This window comes from Winogradskya consettensis (genome assembly GCF_018332715.1).
Taxonomy (GTDB): Bacteria; Actinomycetota; Actinomycetes; order Mycobacteriales; family Micromonosporaceae; genus Actinoplanes; species Actinoplanes consettensis.
In genome coordinates, this window is record NZ_BOQP01000006.1 from 232,880 (window position 1) to 249,849 (window position 16,970).

Genomic DNA, 16,970 nt, shown 5'->3' on the forward strand with positions numbered 1-16,970 from the left:
CCGGTAGCTGTTCACGATCAAGCAGTCGGTGGGTCGACCTGACGGCGGGGCATCTTCAGGACCTCGAACTGGTCCGTGTAACCCCGCAGCGCGGTCTGCTCCGACGCCTCCTTGTGCACCGGCGCCTCGTGCGCGCCACCGCTCGAGTCGGGGACCGGGACGTCGTCGTCCGGGACCACGGTCTCGCGCGGGTCGTTCGCGGCGTGCTTGGGCGCGTCATCCGGGTATCCGGTGCCGAGCTTCCTCGCCCGCCTGCGGTTGCGGCGCTCACGCCCCTTGACCTTGGTGTTCTCGACCATCGTGTAGATCGCCGGCACCAGCACCAGCGTCAGCAGGGTCGAGCTCACCAGGCCGCCGATGACCACCACGGCCAGCGGCTGGGAGATGAAGCCACCCTCGCCGGTGAGCCCGAGGGCCATCGGGAGCAGGGCGAAGATCGTCGCGATCGCGGTCATGAGGATGGGACGCAGGCGGTGCCGTCCACCCTCCACGACTGCTTCGCGTACGCCCAGACCGGCCGTCCGGTAGTGATTGATCAGGTCCAGCAGCACGATCGCGTTGGTCACCACGATCCCGACCAGCATCAGCACACCGATCAACGCCGGCACGCCCAGCGGCGTCCCCGTCAGGAGCAGCAGCGCGATGGCACCGGTCGCCGCGAACGGGATCGACACGAGCAGCACCAGCGGCTGGAGCAGGCTGCGGAACGTCGCGACCATGATCACGAAGACGATCGCGATCGCCGCGAGCACCGCGAGGCCGAGCTGGCGGAACGCGTCGGCCTGGTCCTGGCTGACACCGCCGATCTCGTACGACGCCCCGGCCGGCAGGCTCAGCTCCGCGAGCTTGGACTTCAACGCCGTGGTCGTGGCGCCGACGTTCGAGCCGGTCGCGGTGCCGTTGACGGTGACGCTGCGGTTGCCGTCGATCCGGGTGACCTCCTCGGGACCGTCGACCTCCTTGACCTCGGCGACCGCGTCGAGGGAGACCTGCTTGCCCGCCGGGGTGGTCAGCTGCAGCTTGCGCAGCGCGGCGGCGTCGGCCGGCGGGGCACCGAACGTCACGACGACGTCCTGGCCGGCGCCGTCCACACTGATCTGTCCCGCCGGCGCCGAGCGGAACGCCCCGGCGACGGACTGGCCGATCGCGGCCTCGGTGAGACCGGCCTTGGCGGCGGCCTCCCGGTCGACCTCGACGTCGAGCCGCGGCACGCTGGCCGCGAGCGTCGAGCTGACGTCGGTGACGTCCTCGGTGGCGGCCATCGCGTCCTGGACCTGCTTGGTCGCGGTGGTCAGCGCCTCCTGGTCACCGGCCTTGACGACCACGGCGAGCGCGCTGCCGTTGAAGCCGGTACCGCTGTCGCTGCCGACGGTGACGTCGCCGATGTCCGACATCGCGCCGAGCTTCGCCTTCAGGTCGTCGGAGACCTTGACCGAGTCGGCGTCCTTCTTCAGCGCCACGTTGTAGCTGGCGCCGCTGGCCCCGCCGGAGCCGGCGAACGGGTTGAAGTCGCCGCTGCCGACCGTGACCTGGTAGGTCTCGATGTCGGTGTTGGCCGCGAGGACCGCTTCGACCTTCTTGGCGGCGGCGTCGGTGGCCGCCAGGCTGGTGCCGACCGGCAGGTCCTGGCTGATCGTGACGGTGTCCTGGCCGGACTCGTCCAGGAAGTTCGTCTTGAGCTGGGTCGCCAGGCCGAGCGTGCCGACGAGTACGAACACGCCGATGCCGACGGTGATCCAGCGGGTCGCCCGGCTGCGGGTGACCCAGCTGATGATCGGCAGGTATCCGCGCTGCAGCGGGCTGCGCAGCTCCTTCTCCTCGGCGGCCTTACGGACCTCTTCGGACTCGGAGCCACCCGCGGCGGGACGCAGGAACCAGTACGCGAGGACCGGCACCACGGTCAGCGACACGAACAGCGACGCGAGCAGCGCCACGGTGACGGTGATCGCGAACGGGGCGAACAGCTGCCCGACGAACCCGCCGACGAGCGCGATCGGGGCGAAGACGGCGACCGTGGTCAGCGTCGAGGCGGTGACCGCGCCGGCCACCTCCTTCACGCCGTACATGACGGCGTGGACCTTCTCCTCGCCGTACCCGAGGTGTCTCTTGATGTTCTCGAGAACGACAATCGAGTCGTCGACCACCCGGCCCACGGCGATGGTGAGCGCGCCGAGCGTGAGCAGGTTGAGCGAGTAGTCGCCGATCCACAGGGCGATGAGCGCGACCAGCACGGACAGCGGGATCGACACCGCGGTGACCAGCGTGGAGCGCACCGACAGCAGGAAGATCAGGATGACGATGATCGCCATGACCAGGCCGAGCAGGCCCTCGGTGGTGAGGCTCTCGATGGAGCGCTCGACGAAGGGCGCCTGGTCGGTGATCACGGTCAGCTTCGCGCCGGACGACGACTCGAGCTCGTCGAGCTGGTCGCGGACCTCGTGGGAGATCGCCACCGGGTTGCCGTCGGGCGAGGCGGTGACGGCGATGCCGAGGCTCTCGACGCCGTCCGTACGCGTGAACGAGGTGGCCGTGGCGAGCTCGCTGGTCACCGTGGCGACGTCACCGAGCTTCACCGGGCCGCGGGCGCCGCTGAGGTAGAGGCCCTTGAGCTGGTCGAGCGAGGTGATCGCGGCGCCGACCTGGACGCTGAGCGTGCGCGTGCCGTCGGTCACCGCCCCGGCCGGGATCGAGATGCCGTTGCTCTGCAGCAGCGTGATGATGCCCTGGGGGCTGACCCCGGCGGCACCCAGCTTGGCGAGATCGGGCTTGATCACGACCTGCTGGGTACGCACGCCGGTGACCTGCACGTCCCGCACGCCGTCGATCGCGTTGAGCTCCGGCACGACGGACTCGTTGAGCCGCTTCGCCAGATCGCTCTCGTCGTCGCCGCCCGAGGCCGCCAGAATGATCGCCGGGATGTCGTCGGTGCCACCGGCGAAGATCGTCGGCTCGACGTTGTCCGGCAGCTGCGACTGGATCCGGTTGACCGACGTGGTCAGCTGGTTGACCGCGTTGTCGATGTCGGTGCCGAACTCGAACGTGACCTGGATGGTCGCCGAGCCCTCACTGGTGGTCGAGGTGATCGAGTCCAGGCCGTCGGCGCCCTTGACGGCGTCCTCGATCGGCTTGGTGACCTGCTCTTCCATGATCTCCGGGCTGGCACCGGGCAGGACCGCCCCGATGAACGCGCCGGGAAACTCCAGCGAGGGCAGCAGTTGCTGCTTGAGGGACGGTATCGAGTAGATGCCGAAGGCGGTGATCACCACGGCTATGAGGGCAACCAGCCCTCGGTTCGCGAGACTGAGCCTGGTCAGAAATGACATGCGCTCCCCCGAAAAGTTCGGCCAAGACATATAGTTTGCCTGACGCGAACAAATGTTTTTTCGCTGGGGCCCGCTGGTAGCGTCCCGTCACGAGACGGACGCAGCGCGGCCATCAGCACGCAACACGGGAGGCGTTGTGACCGGGAACGAACGCCTCATCGCCGACATCATGGGCGCTCAGGAGCAGCTCCAGCACCTTTTTGCGTACGACAGGTCGGACCCGCTCTTCTCCACCCACCTGACCATGCAGCAGCTGAAGATCTTGATGCTGCTCTACCGGCTGGGTGATACGTCCGGCCGCGAGCTCGCCGGCCTCCTCGGCGTGAGCCTCGCCACGCTGAGTGGCATGGTCGACCGCCTCGTCGCCCAGGACCTCGCCACCCGCGCCGAGGACCCGCACGACCGCCGGGTCCGCCGGATCAGCCTCAGCGACGCCGGCAAGACCACCATCGGCAAAATCATCAACGCCGGCGCCGAGAAGCAGCACCGCCTCCTCAACCGCCTCACCGCCGCCGAGCTGCAGACTGTCAGCGACGGCCTGCAGGCCATGATCCGCGTCGCCGTCGAGGAGACCACCGCCGAAGCCGCTGCGGACGCCGCCGAGCTCTTCGGCAGCAGCCCTTCGGGCAAGGCCTGACACAGCGAGCAGTGCGTCCACTTCTGATCGCCGAGGCCCCCCTCGCGGTTCCCCGCTGGGTCACTCCCCTGGCCGGCGGCCGGTGGCTGGCCCACCACCCTAAGGACCGATCGGCGACCGTCCTGGACGCCGGCCTGCGCCTCGTGACGCGAATCGATCTCCCCGTGACGGCGCAGCAATGCAGGGTCAGCGTCAACGAGCGGCACCTGGCGGCAATCACCCACGACGAACTTGTCGTCTGCGACCTGTCCGGCACGACGCTCTGGCGACTGCGACACACGATTGAAACCGGCGGCCTGCCCAATGAGCCGAACTGCCACCTCGACATCCAGGGAACCCTGTGGGTGTACCTGCCGGATGGTGACGACCTGGTCGCCTATGACGCGGCGACGGGCGAGGAGATCGATCGCGCCCGGCTGAAATCCTCGGTGGGTGCCGCCTACTTCCACCCTCACCCGGATCGGAAACGGCTCGGCTTCCACGTCGCCATGGGACAGGACACCCCGCTCAACCACCTGGCGTGGCTCGCCGACGGTCGGATCCAGGGGCGCAGTCTTCCTGGCGGGTTCCTGGGCGGCCTCACCTCCGACGGGGACCGTTACCTGGCCCTGCCGCACGACGACGTTCCGGAGATCTCCATCCGCGACCTGGCCACGGGCGCGATCATGGCCGCCTGCGATCCCGCCGAGGTCGCCGGTGACAGCGGTTACCGCCTGATGGAGGCCGCCGCGCTGGTGAGCGACGACTTCGTCCTCGTCGCCGTCAGCACCGACGACTGGGGCGACGACTTCGAAGAACATCTGCTGCTCGCCACCCGCAATCTGCGCCGGCAGGCCGGAGTCGACTACGGCATCGACATGGCCCAGAACGCCATCACGGCCACCGACGGGCGCGGCCGCTGGCTGACCGGCGGACGGGACGCCACCGTGCGGCTGTGGCAACTCCCCGACCGGGTCACCGACGAGGTTCCAGGCCAGCTCGACCTCTGGTGAATGCGGCCAAGCCGGCCGACGGCCAGCCCGGCTGGACCTCTGGCGAGTGCGGTCAGGCGAGGTCGAGGGCGCGGGCGGCGGCGAGGACGTCGTTGTGGATCGTGGTGGGGGCGGGGGCCGTGGAGATGGCCCACTCCGGGTCCTTGAGGCCGTTGCCGGTGACCGTGCAGACCACGGTGGCGCCGGCCGGGATCTGGCCCGCGGCAGCCTGCTGCAGCAGGCCCGCGACGCTGGCGGCGCTGCCGAGCTCGACGAAGACGCCGACCTCGCGGGCGAGCAGGCGGTAGGCGGTGAGGATCTCGCGGTCGGTGACGGCGGAGATCAGGCCACCCGAGGCATCGCGGGCGTCCAGGGCCTTGGTCCAGCTCGCCGGGTTGCCGATGCGGATCGCCGTGGCGATGGTGGACGGCTCGGGGACGACCTGGCCGTTGACGATCGGGGCGGCGCCCGCGGCCTGGAAGCCGAACATCCGGGGCAGCTTCGCGATGGTGCCCGCCGCGTGGTCCTCCTGGTAACCCATCCAGTACGCGGAGATGTTGCCCGCGTTGCCCACCGGGAGGCAGTGGATGTCGGGGGCCGTGCCGAGCGCCTCGACGATCTCGAAGGCCGCCGTCTTCTGGCCGTGCAGCCGGAAGATGTTGACCGAGTTGACCAGCGACACCGGGTAGTCCTGCGACAGCTTCGAGGCCAGCGCCAGGCAGTCGTCGAAGTTGCCGTTGACCTGCAGCAACTTGGCGCCGTGGACCAGGGCCTGGGCCATCTTGCCCATCGCGATCTTGCCCTGCGGGACGAGCACCGCGCAGGTGATGCCGGCGCGGGCTGCGTACGCCGCGGCTGAGGCACTGGTGTTGCCCGTCGAGGCGCAGATGATCGCCTTGGAGCCGTCCTCGACCGCCTTGGAGACGGCCATCGTCATGCCGCGGTCCTTGAAGGAGCCGGTGGGGTTGGCCCCCTCGACCTTCAGGTAGACGTCGGCGCCGACGCGCTGCGACAGCACGGGAGCCGGCACGAGAGGCGTGTTGCCCTCGTGCAGCGTGACCACCGGGGTGGCGGCCGAGACCGGCAGCCGGTCACGGTAAGCCTCAATGAGTCCCCGCCACATGGTCTTTCCTCTCCGTAAGCTGCGTCAAGGATGCACCAGCTCTCCGAATGGCGAGACAGGGCTTCCACTATCCGGGACTTACGATCCGCCCTCGACCCGTAGGACGCTGGCGATCGAGCGGACGATCGGCAGCGCGCGCAGATCCTCCACCGTGGCGTGCAGGTTCGCGTCCGGTGCGCCGTGCGTGACGATGACCAGCGTCGCGTCCTCGTCGCGGCCCGACTGGCGCACGGTGGCGATCGAGACCTCGTTGTCGGCGAAGACACCCGCGACGCTGGCGAGCACGCCCTGCTTGTCGGCCACGTCGAGGCTGATGTGGTAGCGCGTCACCGCCTCGCCGATCGGGCGGATCGGCAGGTGGGCGTAGGAGCTCTCGCTCGGTGCACGGGTGCCGGAGAGCCGGTTCCGGGCCGCCGCGACGATGTCTCCCAGGACCGCGGACGCGGTGGGCGTACCACCCGCTCCCCGGCCGTAGAACATCAGCGGCCCCGCGGCCTCGGCCTCGACGAAGACCGCGTTGAACGCGTCGCCGACGCCGGCCAGCGGGTGCGAGCGCGGGATCATCGCCGGGTGCACGCGCACGCTCACCGACTCCTGGCCGGTCGAGTCCGGGCCGCGCTGGGCGATGCACAGCAGCTTGATCGTGCAGCCCATCTCCTTGGCGCTCGCGATGTCCGCGGCGGTCACCCCGGTCATGCCCTCGCGGAACACGTCAGCCGCGGTGACCCGGGTGTGGAACGCCAGCGAAGCGAGGATGGCGGCTTTGGCGGCGGCGTCGAAGCCCTCGACGTCGGCCGTGGGGTCGGCTTCGGCGTACCCGAGTTCGGTGGCCTCTTCCAAGGCCTCGCCGAAGCCCGCGCCGGTGGCATCCATCGACGACAGGATGAAGTTGGTCGTGCCGTTCACGATGCCGGTGACCCGGGTGACCCTGTCGCCGTGCAGCGATTCGCGCAGCGGGCGCAGCAGCGGGATGGCACCCGCGACCGAGGCCTCGTAGTAGAGATCGGCCCCGCCCTCGGCTGCCGCGTCGTGCAGCGAGGCGCCGTCCTCGGCGAGCAGCGCCTTGTTGGCGGTGACCACGCTCTTGCCCGCCCGCAGCGCCTCGGTCAGCCAGGTGCGCGCCGGCTCGATGCCGCCCACCACCTCGATGATCACGTCCACGTCGTCCCGCTTGACCAGGCCGAGCGCGTCGGTCGTGAACAGCGCCGGGTCGATCGGGAGGTTGCCGCGCTCGCGACCCAGCCGGCGGACGGCGACGCCGACCACCTCCAGCGGGGCCCCGATCCGGGCCGTCAGGTCCTCGGCCTGATCGTGCAGCAGGCGTACGACCTCGCTACCGACCGTTCCGCAGCCGAGCAGGGCTAGACGGACCGCAGGCTTACCAGAGCTCATCCCACATCCAATGCGAGCAGATCATCTTCGGTCTCCCGGCGCACGATCACCCGGGAGGCGCCGTCGCGGACGGCGACGACCGGTGGCCGGGGCACATGGTTGTAGTTGCTGGCCATGCTCCGGCAATACGCACCCGTCCCAGGCACCGCGACAAGATCTCCGGGCTGCACGTCGGCGGGCAGGAATTCATCCTTCACGACGATGTCCCCGGACTCACAATGCTTTCCCACGACGCGGGCGAGAATGGGCGCCTCGGTGGAGGCCCGGCCGGCCAGTGTCGCCGAGTAGGAGGCGTCGTAGAGGGCCGTACGGATGTTGTCGCTCATGCCGCCGTCGACGCTCACGTACGTACGGATGCCGTCGACGTTCTTGACCGTGCCCACCTCGTACAAGGTGAAAACCGCAGGTCCCACGACGGCCCGGCCCGGCTCGATCGACAGCTTGGGCCGCTGAAGCGATTCCGCCTGGCACTCCGCGTCGACGATCTTGTTGATCCGCTTGGCGAGGTCCGATGCGGGGGAAGGATCGTCCTGCGTGGTGTACGCGATGCCGAAACCCCCGCCGAGATCCAGCTCGGCCAGCTCGACGCCCCGCGCGTCACGGATCTGCGCCTGCAGGCCGAGCACCCGGCGCGCCGCGACCTCGAACCCGGAGGTGTCGAAGATCTGCGAGCCGATGTGCGAGTGCAGCCCGCGCAGATCGAGCACGCCGTCGTCGAGCACCCGCGTCGCGGCCTCGAAGGCAGCGCCCCCCGCCAGCGAGAACCCGAACTTCTGATCCTCGTGCGCGGTCGCGATGAACTCGTGCGTGTGCGCCTCGACACCGACCGTCACCCGGATCAGTACCGCGGGGCGCTTGCCGGCCTCACGCGCCAGCTCGGTGAGCCGCTCGATCTCGTGGAACGAGTCGAGAACGATCCGGCCGACGCCCGCGTCGAGCGCCCTCCGCAGCTCGGAGACCGACTTGTTGTTGCCGTGGAAGCCCAGCCGCTCGGCCGGGAAGCCCGCCGCGAGCGCGACCGCCAGCTCGCCGCCGGAGCAGACGTCGAGGAAGAGCCCCTCCTCGTCGACGATCCGGACCACGGCCTTGCACAGGAACGACTTGCCCGCGTAGTAGACATCGGCGTCGGCGAAGGCCTCCTTGAAGTCCCGGCAGCGGGCCCGCAGGTCGTCCTCATCCAGGAAATAAGCCGGCGTGCCGTGCTCCGCGGCCAGGTCGGTGACGCTCACGCCACCGACTTCCAGGACCCCTTCATCGGTACGCACAACCGTGCGCGGCCACAGCGCCGGCACGAGGGCATTGACGTCCTCCGGGGTACGCAGCCACGCCGGCCCCCGGTTGCCGATGTCGCCGTGCAGCGCTCCGGCCTCATGTGCCCGCATGACCTACATCCTCTCGGGCGCGGAGACGCCCAGCAGTCCCAAACCGTTGGCGATCACCGTTCGAGTGGCGTCGTTCAGCCACAAGCGGGCCCGGTGGAGGTCGTTGATCTCCTCGTCGCCCATCGGGGTCACCCGGCACTTGTCATAGAAGCGGTGGTAGTCCCCCGCCAGGTCTTCCAGATAGCGCGCGACCCGGTGCGGCTCGCGGAGCTCCGCGGCGCTGCCGACGACCGCCGGGTATTCACCGATGGCCTTGAGGAGGTCGTTCTCCTTCTCGTGGACCAGCAGCTCGGGCCGGAAGTCAGCCGGCTCGCCGCGGGTCAGCCCGACCTCCGCGGCCTGGCGAGCGACGCTCGCGGTCCGGGCTGCGACATATTGCACATAATAGACCGGGTTGTCGCTTTTTGCCCGGGTCCACAGATCCACGTCGATGTCGATCTGCGAATCGGACGAGTAGCGGGCCAGGGCGTACCGCGTGGCATCCACGCCGAGCGCGTCGACGAAGTCCTCCAGCGTCACCACCGTGCCGGCGCGCTTGCTCATCCGGACCGGCTCGCCGTCGCGGACGAGGTTGACCAGCTGGCCGATCAGGATCTCGAGGTTGACCGCCGGGTCGTCACCGAAACACGCCGACATCGCCTTCATCCGGCCGATGTAACCGTGGTGGTCGGCACCCAGCATGATCACGACCCGGTCGAAGCCCCGCTTACGCTTGTCCAGGTAGTACGCGCAGTCCGCCGCGAAGTAGGTCCAGTCGCCGTCCGACTTGCGCAGCACCCGGTCCTTGTCGTCGCCGAACTCGGTGGTCCGCAGCCAGGTCGCGCCCTCGGACTCGTAGATGTGGCCCTGCGCCCGCAGCCGGTCCAGCGCCTCCTGCAGCTCGCCACGCTCGTGCAGGTCCTTCTCGTTGAAGTACGTGTCGAACCGCACCCCGAAGTCGGTCAGCGACTGGCGGATCTCGGCGAACATCAGCTCGACGCCGACCCGGCGGAACGTCTCCAGCGCCTCGGCCTCGCCCAGCTTCAGCACCTCGGGCGCCTCGGCCAGGACGGCCTGGGCGATCTCCGAGATGTACGCGCCGCCGTAGCCGTCCTCCGGCGCGGGCTCACCCTTCGCCGCGGCAAGGAGCGAGCTGGCGAAACGGACGATCTGGGAGCCCGCGTCGTTGAAGTAGTACTCGGTGCCGACGTCCGCGCCGGAGGCCCGCAGCAGCCGGGACAGCGCGTCACCGACCGCCGCCCACCGGACGCCGCCGATGTGCACCGGCCCGGTCGGGTTCGCCGAGACGAACTCCAGGTTGATGCGCTGACCGGCGAGGCGCTCGGTGTGGCCGTAGTCCTGGCCCGCCAGCACCACGTCGCGCGCCAGCACCCCCGCCGCGCCGGCGTCGAGCCGGATGTTGAGGAAGCCCGGCCCCGCGATCTCCACCGACTTGATCCCCGGCTGGCTGCTCAGCTCCTCGGCGAGCGCCCCGGCCAGCTCACGCGGCGACACACCGGCCTTCTTACCGAGCTGCATGGCCATGGTCGACGCGTAGTCGCCGTGCTCGGGGTTGCGGGGTCGCTCCACCGTCGTCGTCTCCGGCAACAGGGCGACGTCGAGCCCGCGAGTGACGAAAACGGCACGCGCAGCTGTGAGAACGGTGGAAGCGAGGTCAGCAGGAGTCACCGAGCCATGCTATCCGGGTAGACTTTGGCGCCCGGCGGCGTATCAGGGGCCTGCACGCGGTCCCGGGCCGACCAACCCCATGCCGGCCAACCCCATGAATTGACGAGGCACGATGAGCATGAGCACCCCGGGGCCCGAACGGACCCCGTCCTCCGTGAAGGTCGACAAGACGTCCGGCCAGGGCAAGCCCCCTGTCGCCAAGAAGACGGTCGCCTCGTCGAAGAAGGCCGGTCCGTCGCGGCCCACCGGCAAGGGGAAGAAGGTCGTCACCCCGGTCAAGGTCAGCGGGGGCCGCAACTGGGGCCCGATCGCCGTCGCCGGTGTCGTGGTCCTGCTCGCGGTCGGCATCATCGGCTACGGCGTCTTCGCCTCGGTCAAGGGCGGCGGCTCCTGGGAGGACAAGGTCAACGCGATCGAGGGCGTGACCGACTACCGCGCCCAGAAGAACGCGCTGATCGACTCGCGTAACCACAAGGACGGCACGCTCACCTACGTGACCAACCCGCCGGTGGGCGGCGACCACAACCCGACCTGGCAGAACTGCATGGGCGACGTCTACACCGAGCCCATCGCCAACGAGCACGCGGTCCACAGCCTCGAGCACGGCGCCGTCTGGGTGACCTACAAGCAGGGCCTCGCCGCCGACCAGGTCGCCAAGCTCCAGGCGAAGGTCCAGGGCAAGGACTACATGTTGATGAGCCCGATCGCCAACCTGGACAAGAACGTCTCGCTGCAGGTCTGGGGCTACCAGCTCAAGCTCGACAACGCCGACGACTCGCGCATCGACGCGTTCATCAAGAGCGCCCGCCTGAACGCCTCCATGGAGCCCGGCGCGGCCTGCTCCGGCGGCAACACCACCTCGGACCCGGTCGCGGCCGCAACCGACGCCACCACCGGCGCCACCGGCTCCTGATGACCGTCTCCACCGACCCGGACGCGGCGGCCCAGGCCGCCGCGCCGGTCAACGGCTCGGCCCCGGACCGCACCCGCCGGTTCGGGCCGCTCTGGCTGACCGCCGTCCTGGTCTTCGGTCTCCTGGTAGGCGCGGCGGGCGGGATCCTCATCCCCCGCCTCTACGGCACCCCGAAGGACACCTCGGCCGAGGCCGGCTTCCTGCGGGACATGAGCACCCACCACGCCCAGGCCGTGGAGATGGCCATGATCGCCCACGCCAACTCCACCGACCCCGCCGTCGTGACGCTCGCCGGCGACATCGCGCTCACCCAGCACGGCCAGATCAACTACATGCAGGCCTGGCTCCGCGACTGGAACCTCAGCCCGACCGGCTCCGAAGCCCCGATGGCCTGGATGCCCGACTCGGCCGGCGCGGTCCAGAACGGCCTCATGCCCGGCATGGCCACGCCGGAGCAGCTCGCCAAGCTCCGAACAGCCGCCAGCCCCGACCTCGACATCCAGTTCCTGACCCTGATGCGCCAGCACCACCTCGGTGGCATCCATATGGCCCAGGCGATCCTGGACCAGTCAGACAACAAGGACGTCACCTGGCTCGCCCAGACGATGGTCGCGTCCCAGCAGGGCGAAATCACCCTGATCGACGACATGCTCAAAAAGCTCCAAACCAAGTAGCCCCCGGGTACGCGGCAGCCTGCGTACCCGGGCATACTCCCCGCCCGTGACGCGTCGCACAAAGATCGCCGTCGCCGCGCTGAGCGTCACCCTGCTCGCCGGCCTCCTCCTCGGCCTGGTCATCCGCCCCTACTTCGCCCGCAAACTGGGCGACCCCGGCCCGGAGCTGACCCACGTCTCCGCAGTGGCAGCCGCCGCCCACACAGCCGACAACATCGACTCAGCCTTCCAGCGCGACGCGATGTACAAAGCCGACGAGTACGCCCACACGGCCGCCCAGTTCGAAGGCGTCGAGATCATGTCCCTCACCGGCGAAACCCACTGGCAGAGCGGCGTAGAACTCACCGTCCGCATCCCCGGCGACGGCATCGAAAAAGGCTGGGACGGCTACACCATCAAAACCAGCCACGAACTCATCTGCTTCCACTTCCACCTGGGCCCCGACGACGACACCCGCTCGGACGACGTCCCCTGCCCTCCTTCGGCCCCACTGCAGATCGCGAAAGACCCCGACCTCACCGGCGTCGACGACCGCCTCAAGACCGCCCTGACAAACCGGCTTGACGAGTCCCAGGTCCGCGCCGCCGTCACCGCCCTCAACCTCGACCCGGCGATCCGCCAGGACTTCGCCTCCGCCGACGGCACGGTAGGGGTCGCCCTCCGAGCCGCCCAATACGAATGCATCATCGCCCGGGTAACCGGCGGCAAGGCCGAAACCTGGCGCCCATCCCGCATCCAGCTCTCCCCGGGCGAGCTGGACTGCACGGCAGGCATCGCCCTGAGCCCCACGTTCGGCACCACCCCACACTGACCCCACCGGGGGCGCGCCGCGTATCCGGTTGGCGGGGCTTCGGGGCGGGCTGCTAGAGTTTGCCTCGCTGAGCCCCCGTAGCTCAGGGGATAGAGCGTCGCCCTCCGGAGGCGAAAGCGCAGGTTCGAATCCTGCCGGGGGCACTCAATTTTTCTCGCTCCATGTCTGCCGATAAGCGCGGACCTGGGGCTTTTTTATTTTCTCCGAGGCATATCATCGTGGGTGTGGCGAGGCAGACAGGTAAGGCTGAGAGCAGGACGCCTGGTTCGCGGTATGCGGACCAGCGTCACTATGTCGTGCCGGCGAGCCTCGCTGAGCTGCATGGCCCGGTGAGTGGCTCGGTAGTGCTCGATCGTTCGCTGGACTGGTCCGGTGACAGCACCTACGACCTGGACGACGCCGGCGACCTGCAGGTCATGTATCAGACTGTGCTGAATCAGGCCGCGACCACCGAGATCCTGAGCCAGTGGCTCGACGGCGATCTTCTCCGGCAGATGTGGTCAGAGCTTTGGCTACCTGCCCGGTTGCGGGCGTTGTGGCAGGCTCGGTTCCCCGAGCTGACCGTACCGCCGCAAACTCTCGCCAGCTGACCATGGATCTGGGGCATCAGAGAATGGCGGAGATCGGACTCCGGGTCGCCGGAAGGTTCGGCTTCGCGCTCGCCGGCGGGTATGCCGTTCAGGCGCACGGAATCTTGAGCCGCCCGAGCGAAGACGTGGACCTGTTCACCGCATGGGATCGCCGCGAGGATTTCCACGCTGCGGTAGATGCCGTCATCGACGGATATCGCGCGGACGGATATGTCGTCGAGGTCGTTCAACAGTTCGAGACCTTCGCCCGGCTCGCCGTAACCGATACCGCCACGCCGGATCGGCCTTACAAAGTTGAATTGGCCGTGAATTGGCGTTCCCTACCACCGGTGATGATGGATATCGGACCGGTCCTCCACATCGACGACGTGGTGGCGGGCAAGATGTCCGCGCTCTTCACCCGCGCCGAGCCGCGTGATTTCCTCGACGTCGACGCCGCTGTCTCAACCGGGCGCTATAGCCGTCAGAAGTTACTTGAGCTGGCAGAGCAGGCCGATGCAGGTTTCGATCGCCGGATTTTTGCTGACCTCCTGGCGATGGTCCAGCGTTATCCGGACAGGCGCTTCGCTTCCTACGACGCTGCGCCCGAACACATCGCAGCGATGCGGGAGCGTTTCGCGCAATGGCGGAACGACATCCTCGCAGGTCAGGAATAGCCGTCCCTCGGTGCCGCCCGAGGTTTGGGTGGGGCGCCCCGGTCCAAGCGGGACGCCCCAATGCATGTCGCAGCTCAGCGTCAGGAGATGTTCAGGGCTGTGTCGTCGAGGGTGAAAGACGTCTGGAGGGATGAGTCTTCAGTGCCGTAGAAGCGGAGACGGACCGTCTGGCCCGCGTAGGACGCCAGGCTGAAGGAGCGGGCCGTGTAGCCGCTGGCTGCGTTCAGGTTGGAGTACGTGCCGACCGTGCCAAGGACCGTCCCGCTCGTGTTCAGGACCTGGACCTGGAGCTTGTCGTACTGCGTACTCGTCGAGGTTTCAGCGGTGTCGATGTGCAGGTAGAACGACAGTGCGTAGGTGGCGCAGCCCGTCGGCAGGGTGACCTGCTGGTAGATGTACTGCGTTGAGGTGGAGCCGTTGCCGTTGAGCCAGGCGGCGTAGCTGCCGGTGCGGGCGGGTTGGGTGCTGTGGATGCCGATGACGCCGCTCGGGCTCTGGGTCCAGGATGTTGCTCCTGACTCGAAGCCGGCGTTGGCGAGGAGCTGGGTGGCCGAGCAGGTTCCGCCGCCGCCACCGGAGACCGTGAGCGTGTAGGTCGCCGTGCGGGTGACCGAGGTGCCGGTGCCCGTCACCGTGATCGAGTAGGTGCCCGCCGGGGTGGAAGCGGACGTGGCCAGCGTCAGCGTCGACGAGGCGCCCGAGGTGATGGAAGACGGGTTGAAGGTGGCCGTGGCGCCGGTCGGGAGGCCGGAGGCGGTGAAGGCGACAGTCTGGGCGGTGCCGGTGTTCACCGTGGTGGCGGTGGTCTGGACGGACGCGCCGGGAGCCACCGTGCCCGAGGCAGACGAGAGTGCCAGGGTGAAGCTGTTGCCGCTGGTGGAGCAGGTGGCGTCGGCGCCGGCCACGTTGACCGCGGTCCAGGCGGCCTGCACTGCCTTGTATTCGGTGCTGCAGTTGCCGTAGAGGTCGGTTGCGGCCGACAGGGTGTGGGCGCGGGCCGAGTTGGCCAGGTTGCTGGACAGGTAGTAGCGGGTGGTCGAGGTGAAGTACGTGCTCAGGGCGCGGTACCAGATGGCCGCCGCCTTGGCCCGGCCGATGCCGGTGACCGCCGGCGCGGAGCTGCAGACCGGAGAGGTTCCGTACGAGGTGGCGCCCGTACCCTCGGCCAGGTCGAAGAAGAAGTGGTTGCCCGGGCCTGACGAGTAGTGGACGTCGACGCTGTTCGTGCTGGAGGACCAGCAGCCGTGGGAGGCGCCGTCGAGCGTCGGGTTGTACATGTAGCGCAGCGGCGTACCGTCGCCGTTGATGTCGATCTCCTCGCCGATCTGGTAGTCGCCCGGGTCGGAGGTGTTGTTCGCCGAGAATTCGACCATCGTGCCGAAGATGTCGCTGGTCGCCTCGTTGAGGCCGCCGGACTCACCGGTGTAGTTCAGGTTCGCCGTGTTCTCGGTGACGCCGTGCGACATCTCGTGCCCGGCGACGTCGAGGGAGACCAGCGGGTCCGCGTTGCCGGAGCCGTCGCCGTACGTCATCTGGGCGCCGTCCCAGAAGGCGTTGACGTAGCTGCTGCCGTAGTGGACGCGGGACGGCACGCCGGCACCGGTGTTGAAGATGCCGTTGCGGCCGTGGTTGTTCTTGAAGTAGTCGAAGGTCAGCGCGGCGCCGTAGTGCGCGTCCACGGCGGCCGACTGGTCGCTCGACTGCGCGCCCGTACCCCACGCATTGTCGGTGTCGGTCATGGTCGAGCAGGTCGTGGTGGTGTTGTTCATGTCGCACGTGTAGCCGTTGCCGTGCGTGGGGTCGGTCAGCGTGTAGCTGCTGCCCGACTGAGTGGTGCTGAGCGTGACGGTGCCGACGTAGATGCCCCGGCCCGTACCGTCCACGGTCTCGATCTCGTCCCACGAGTCACGCACCGCACCGGTGGTGGCGTCCGTGACAACCTGCAGCCGGGACGGCGTCTGCCCGTCAACGGCCCAACCTTTGACCTCCGTCTGGTACGCCAGGACCGCACCGCCCGTGGAGGCGTCCACGATCTTCTCCGGGGTCCCCACCTCGGCGACCTTGCCCCGGAACGCCTTGGTGGCCGCAGCCGCCGCCGCGCTGGAGGAGACCTTGGCGGCAGTACCCAGCGAAAGTGGCTTGGTGAGCCCGACCGACGCCTTCTCGAAACTGCCGTCCGGCGCGGTGTGCACGACGGTGTCGCCGCCCCTGACGCGCAGGCCCTGATACGTACGGTCGTAGTGGACGTGCGCGGCGCCATCGGCGTCGACAGCGCTGCTGCGCACGGTGAACGCGTCCGAGGAACCGGCCTGCAACGCCGGGCGGTGCTCGGTGAGGGCACGCGAGGCCGCGGCCAGTGGCGTGACGGGAGCCGGCGGCGCCGCCGCGGCGGTTGCCACGGGGCCGACGCCTGCCATCAGCCCGCCCAGGAGCAGGGCGGCACTGACGGCCGACAGAGTTCGATTCACTAGGTCCTCCTGAGACCGCAGGATCCGTAGCGGTAGCTACACATAGACATATAGCGATGTCTGTGTGTACGAGGAGGCTTCATGTTTCGGGCCGATGGTCCCCCAGTGGGAGGGATCGGGCATCCCAAAGATCCATAAGATCAAATATATGGAATCAGGGCCGCGCTCATTCGTCGTCGGAGTCGACGGTCCACGCGGCGAAGCCCGGCCCGAGAATCGCGGCGAAGATCATGACGACCCAGGCTGCCCAGGACCACCAGGGGAGCACCGAGTCCGGGCCGACCAGGTCGTTGGCGAGCTGGACCGCCTGATCGGTCAGGGTGCTGATCACGCGTGGGCTCCTCGGCTCGGTGGGCCCTCCC

The 16,970-nt window shown here is 68.8% G+C and carries 14 protein-coding genes and 1 tRNA gene; 8 read left to right on the plus strand and 7 right to left on the minus strand.

Annotated features, from left to right (window positions below):
• Nucleotides 1–17: 17 nt before the first annotated feature.
• A complete protein-coding gene (locus tag Aco04nite_RS06810) occupies nucleotides 18–3,323 on the minus strand; it encodes an efflux RND transporter permease subunit (protein ID WP_212996307.1) in 3,306 nt (1,101 codons plus the stop codon).
• Between the two features lie 136 nt (nucleotides 3,324–3,459).
• Here Aco04nite_RS06810 and Aco04nite_RS06815 point away from each other — a divergent pair, with 136 nt between their 5' ends.
• Complete coding sequence (locus Aco04nite_RS06815; RefSeq protein WP_212996308.1) at nucleotides 3,460–3,960, plus strand: MarR family winged helix-turn-helix transcriptional regulator; 501 nt, start codon at nucleotides 3,460–3,462, stop codon at nucleotides 3,958–3,960.
• Between the two features lie 11 nt (nucleotides 3,961–3,971).
• Nucleotides 3,972–4,952: a hypothetical protein gene (locus tag Aco04nite_RS06820; protein WP_212996309.1), complete on the plus strand. Its 981-nt coding sequence runs from the start codon at nucleotides 3,972–3,974 to the stop codon at nucleotides 4,950–4,952.
• Between the two features lie 52 nt (nucleotides 4,953–5,004).
• Here Aco04nite_RS06820 and thrC read toward each other — a convergent pair whose 3' ends face one another.
• The 4 genes from thrC to argS all read right to left on the minus strand — a co-directional run bounded on the left by thrC (nucleotide 5,005) and on the right by argS (nucleotide 10,496).
• Nucleotides 5,005–6,054 (minus strand): threonine synthase, encoded by a 1,050-nt coding sequence (gene thrC, locus Aco04nite_RS06825; RefSeq protein ID WP_212996310.1) that lies wholly within the window; start codon nucleotides 6,052–6,054, stop codon nucleotides 5,005–5,007.
• Nucleotides 6,055–6,132: 78 nt separating this feature from the next.
• On the minus strand, nucleotides 6,133–7,446 hold the full coding sequence (locus tag Aco04nite_RS06830) for a homoserine dehydrogenase (RefSeq protein WP_212996311.1): 1,314 nt from the start codon (nucleotides 7,444–7,446) through the stop codon (nucleotides 6,133–6,135).
• Nucleotides 7,443–8,828, minus strand: coding sequence for a diaminopimelate decarboxylase (gene lysA, locus Aco04nite_RS06835; protein ID WP_212996312.1), 1,386 nt, complete (start codon nucleotides 8,826–8,828; stop codon nucleotides 7,443–7,445). The genes Aco04nite_RS06830 and lysA overlap by 4 nt, the downstream gene beginning before the upstream one ends.
• Nucleotides 8,829–8,831: 3 nt before the next feature.
• Nucleotides 8,832–10,496: an arginine--tRNA ligase gene (argS, locus tag Aco04nite_RS06840; RefSeq protein ID WP_212996313.1), complete on the minus strand. Its 1,665-nt coding sequence runs from the start codon at nucleotides 10,494–10,496 to the stop codon at nucleotides 8,832–8,834.
• A gap of 112 nt (nucleotides 10,497–10,608) precedes the next feature.
• On the opposite strand from argS, the gene Aco04nite_RS06845 reads away from it, so the two are divergent.
• The 6 genes from Aco04nite_RS06845 (at nucleotide 10,609) to Aco04nite_RS06870 (ending at nucleotide 14,140) form a co-directional block, all read left to right on the plus strand.
• Nucleotides 10,609–11,409 (plus strand): thioredoxin-like domain-containing protein, encoded by an 801-nt coding sequence (locus Aco04nite_RS06845; RefSeq protein WP_212996314.1) that lies wholly within the window; start codon nucleotides 10,609–10,611, stop codon nucleotides 11,407–11,409.
• Nucleotides 11,409–12,083: a DUF305 domain-containing protein gene (locus Aco04nite_RS06850; protein WP_212996315.1), complete on the plus strand. Its 675-nt coding sequence runs from the start codon at nucleotides 11,409–11,411 to the stop codon at nucleotides 12,081–12,083. The genes Aco04nite_RS06845 and Aco04nite_RS06850 overlap by 1 nt, the downstream gene beginning before the upstream one ends.
• A gap of 46 nt (nucleotides 12,084–12,129) precedes the next feature.
• Entirely contained in the window at nucleotides 12,130–12,894 is a 765-nt protein-coding gene (locus tag Aco04nite_RS06855) for a hypothetical protein (protein WP_212996316.1), read from the plus strand.
• 71 nt (nucleotides 12,895–12,965) lie between these two features.
• Nucleotides 12,966–13,037 (plus strand) — tRNA-Arg (locus Aco04nite_RS06860).
• 81 nt (nucleotides 13,038–13,118) lie between these two features.
• Nucleotides 13,119–13,484 carry a hypothetical protein gene (locus tag Aco04nite_RS06865; protein ID WP_244875786.1) on the plus strand — a complete coding sequence of 122 codons (366 nt, stop codon included), beginning with the start codon at nucleotides 13,119–13,121 and terminating at the stop codon, nucleotides 13,482–13,484.
• Between the two features lie 2 nt (nucleotides 13,485–13,486).
• Nucleotides 13,487–14,140 (plus strand): nucleotidyl transferase AbiEii/AbiGii toxin family protein, encoded by a 654-nt coding sequence (locus Aco04nite_RS06870; RefSeq protein ID WP_212996317.1) that lies wholly within the window; start codon nucleotides 13,487–13,489, stop codon nucleotides 14,138–14,140.
• A gap of 80 nt (nucleotides 14,141–14,220) precedes the next feature.
• On the opposite strand, the gene Aco04nite_RS06875 is transcribed toward Aco04nite_RS06870, so the two are convergent.
• On the minus strand, nucleotides 14,221–16,608 hold the full coding sequence (locus Aco04nite_RS06875; protein ID WP_244875787.1) for a M4 family metallopeptidase: 2,388 nt from the start codon (nucleotides 16,606–16,608) through the stop codon (nucleotides 14,221–14,223).
• A gap of 166 nt (nucleotides 16,609–16,774) precedes the next feature.
• Complete coding sequence (locus tag Aco04nite_RS06880) at nucleotides 16,775–16,939, minus strand: hypothetical protein (protein WP_212996318.1); 165 nt, start codon at nucleotides 16,937–16,939, stop codon at nucleotides 16,775–16,777.
• Nucleotides 16,940–16,970: the final 31 nt, after the last annotated feature.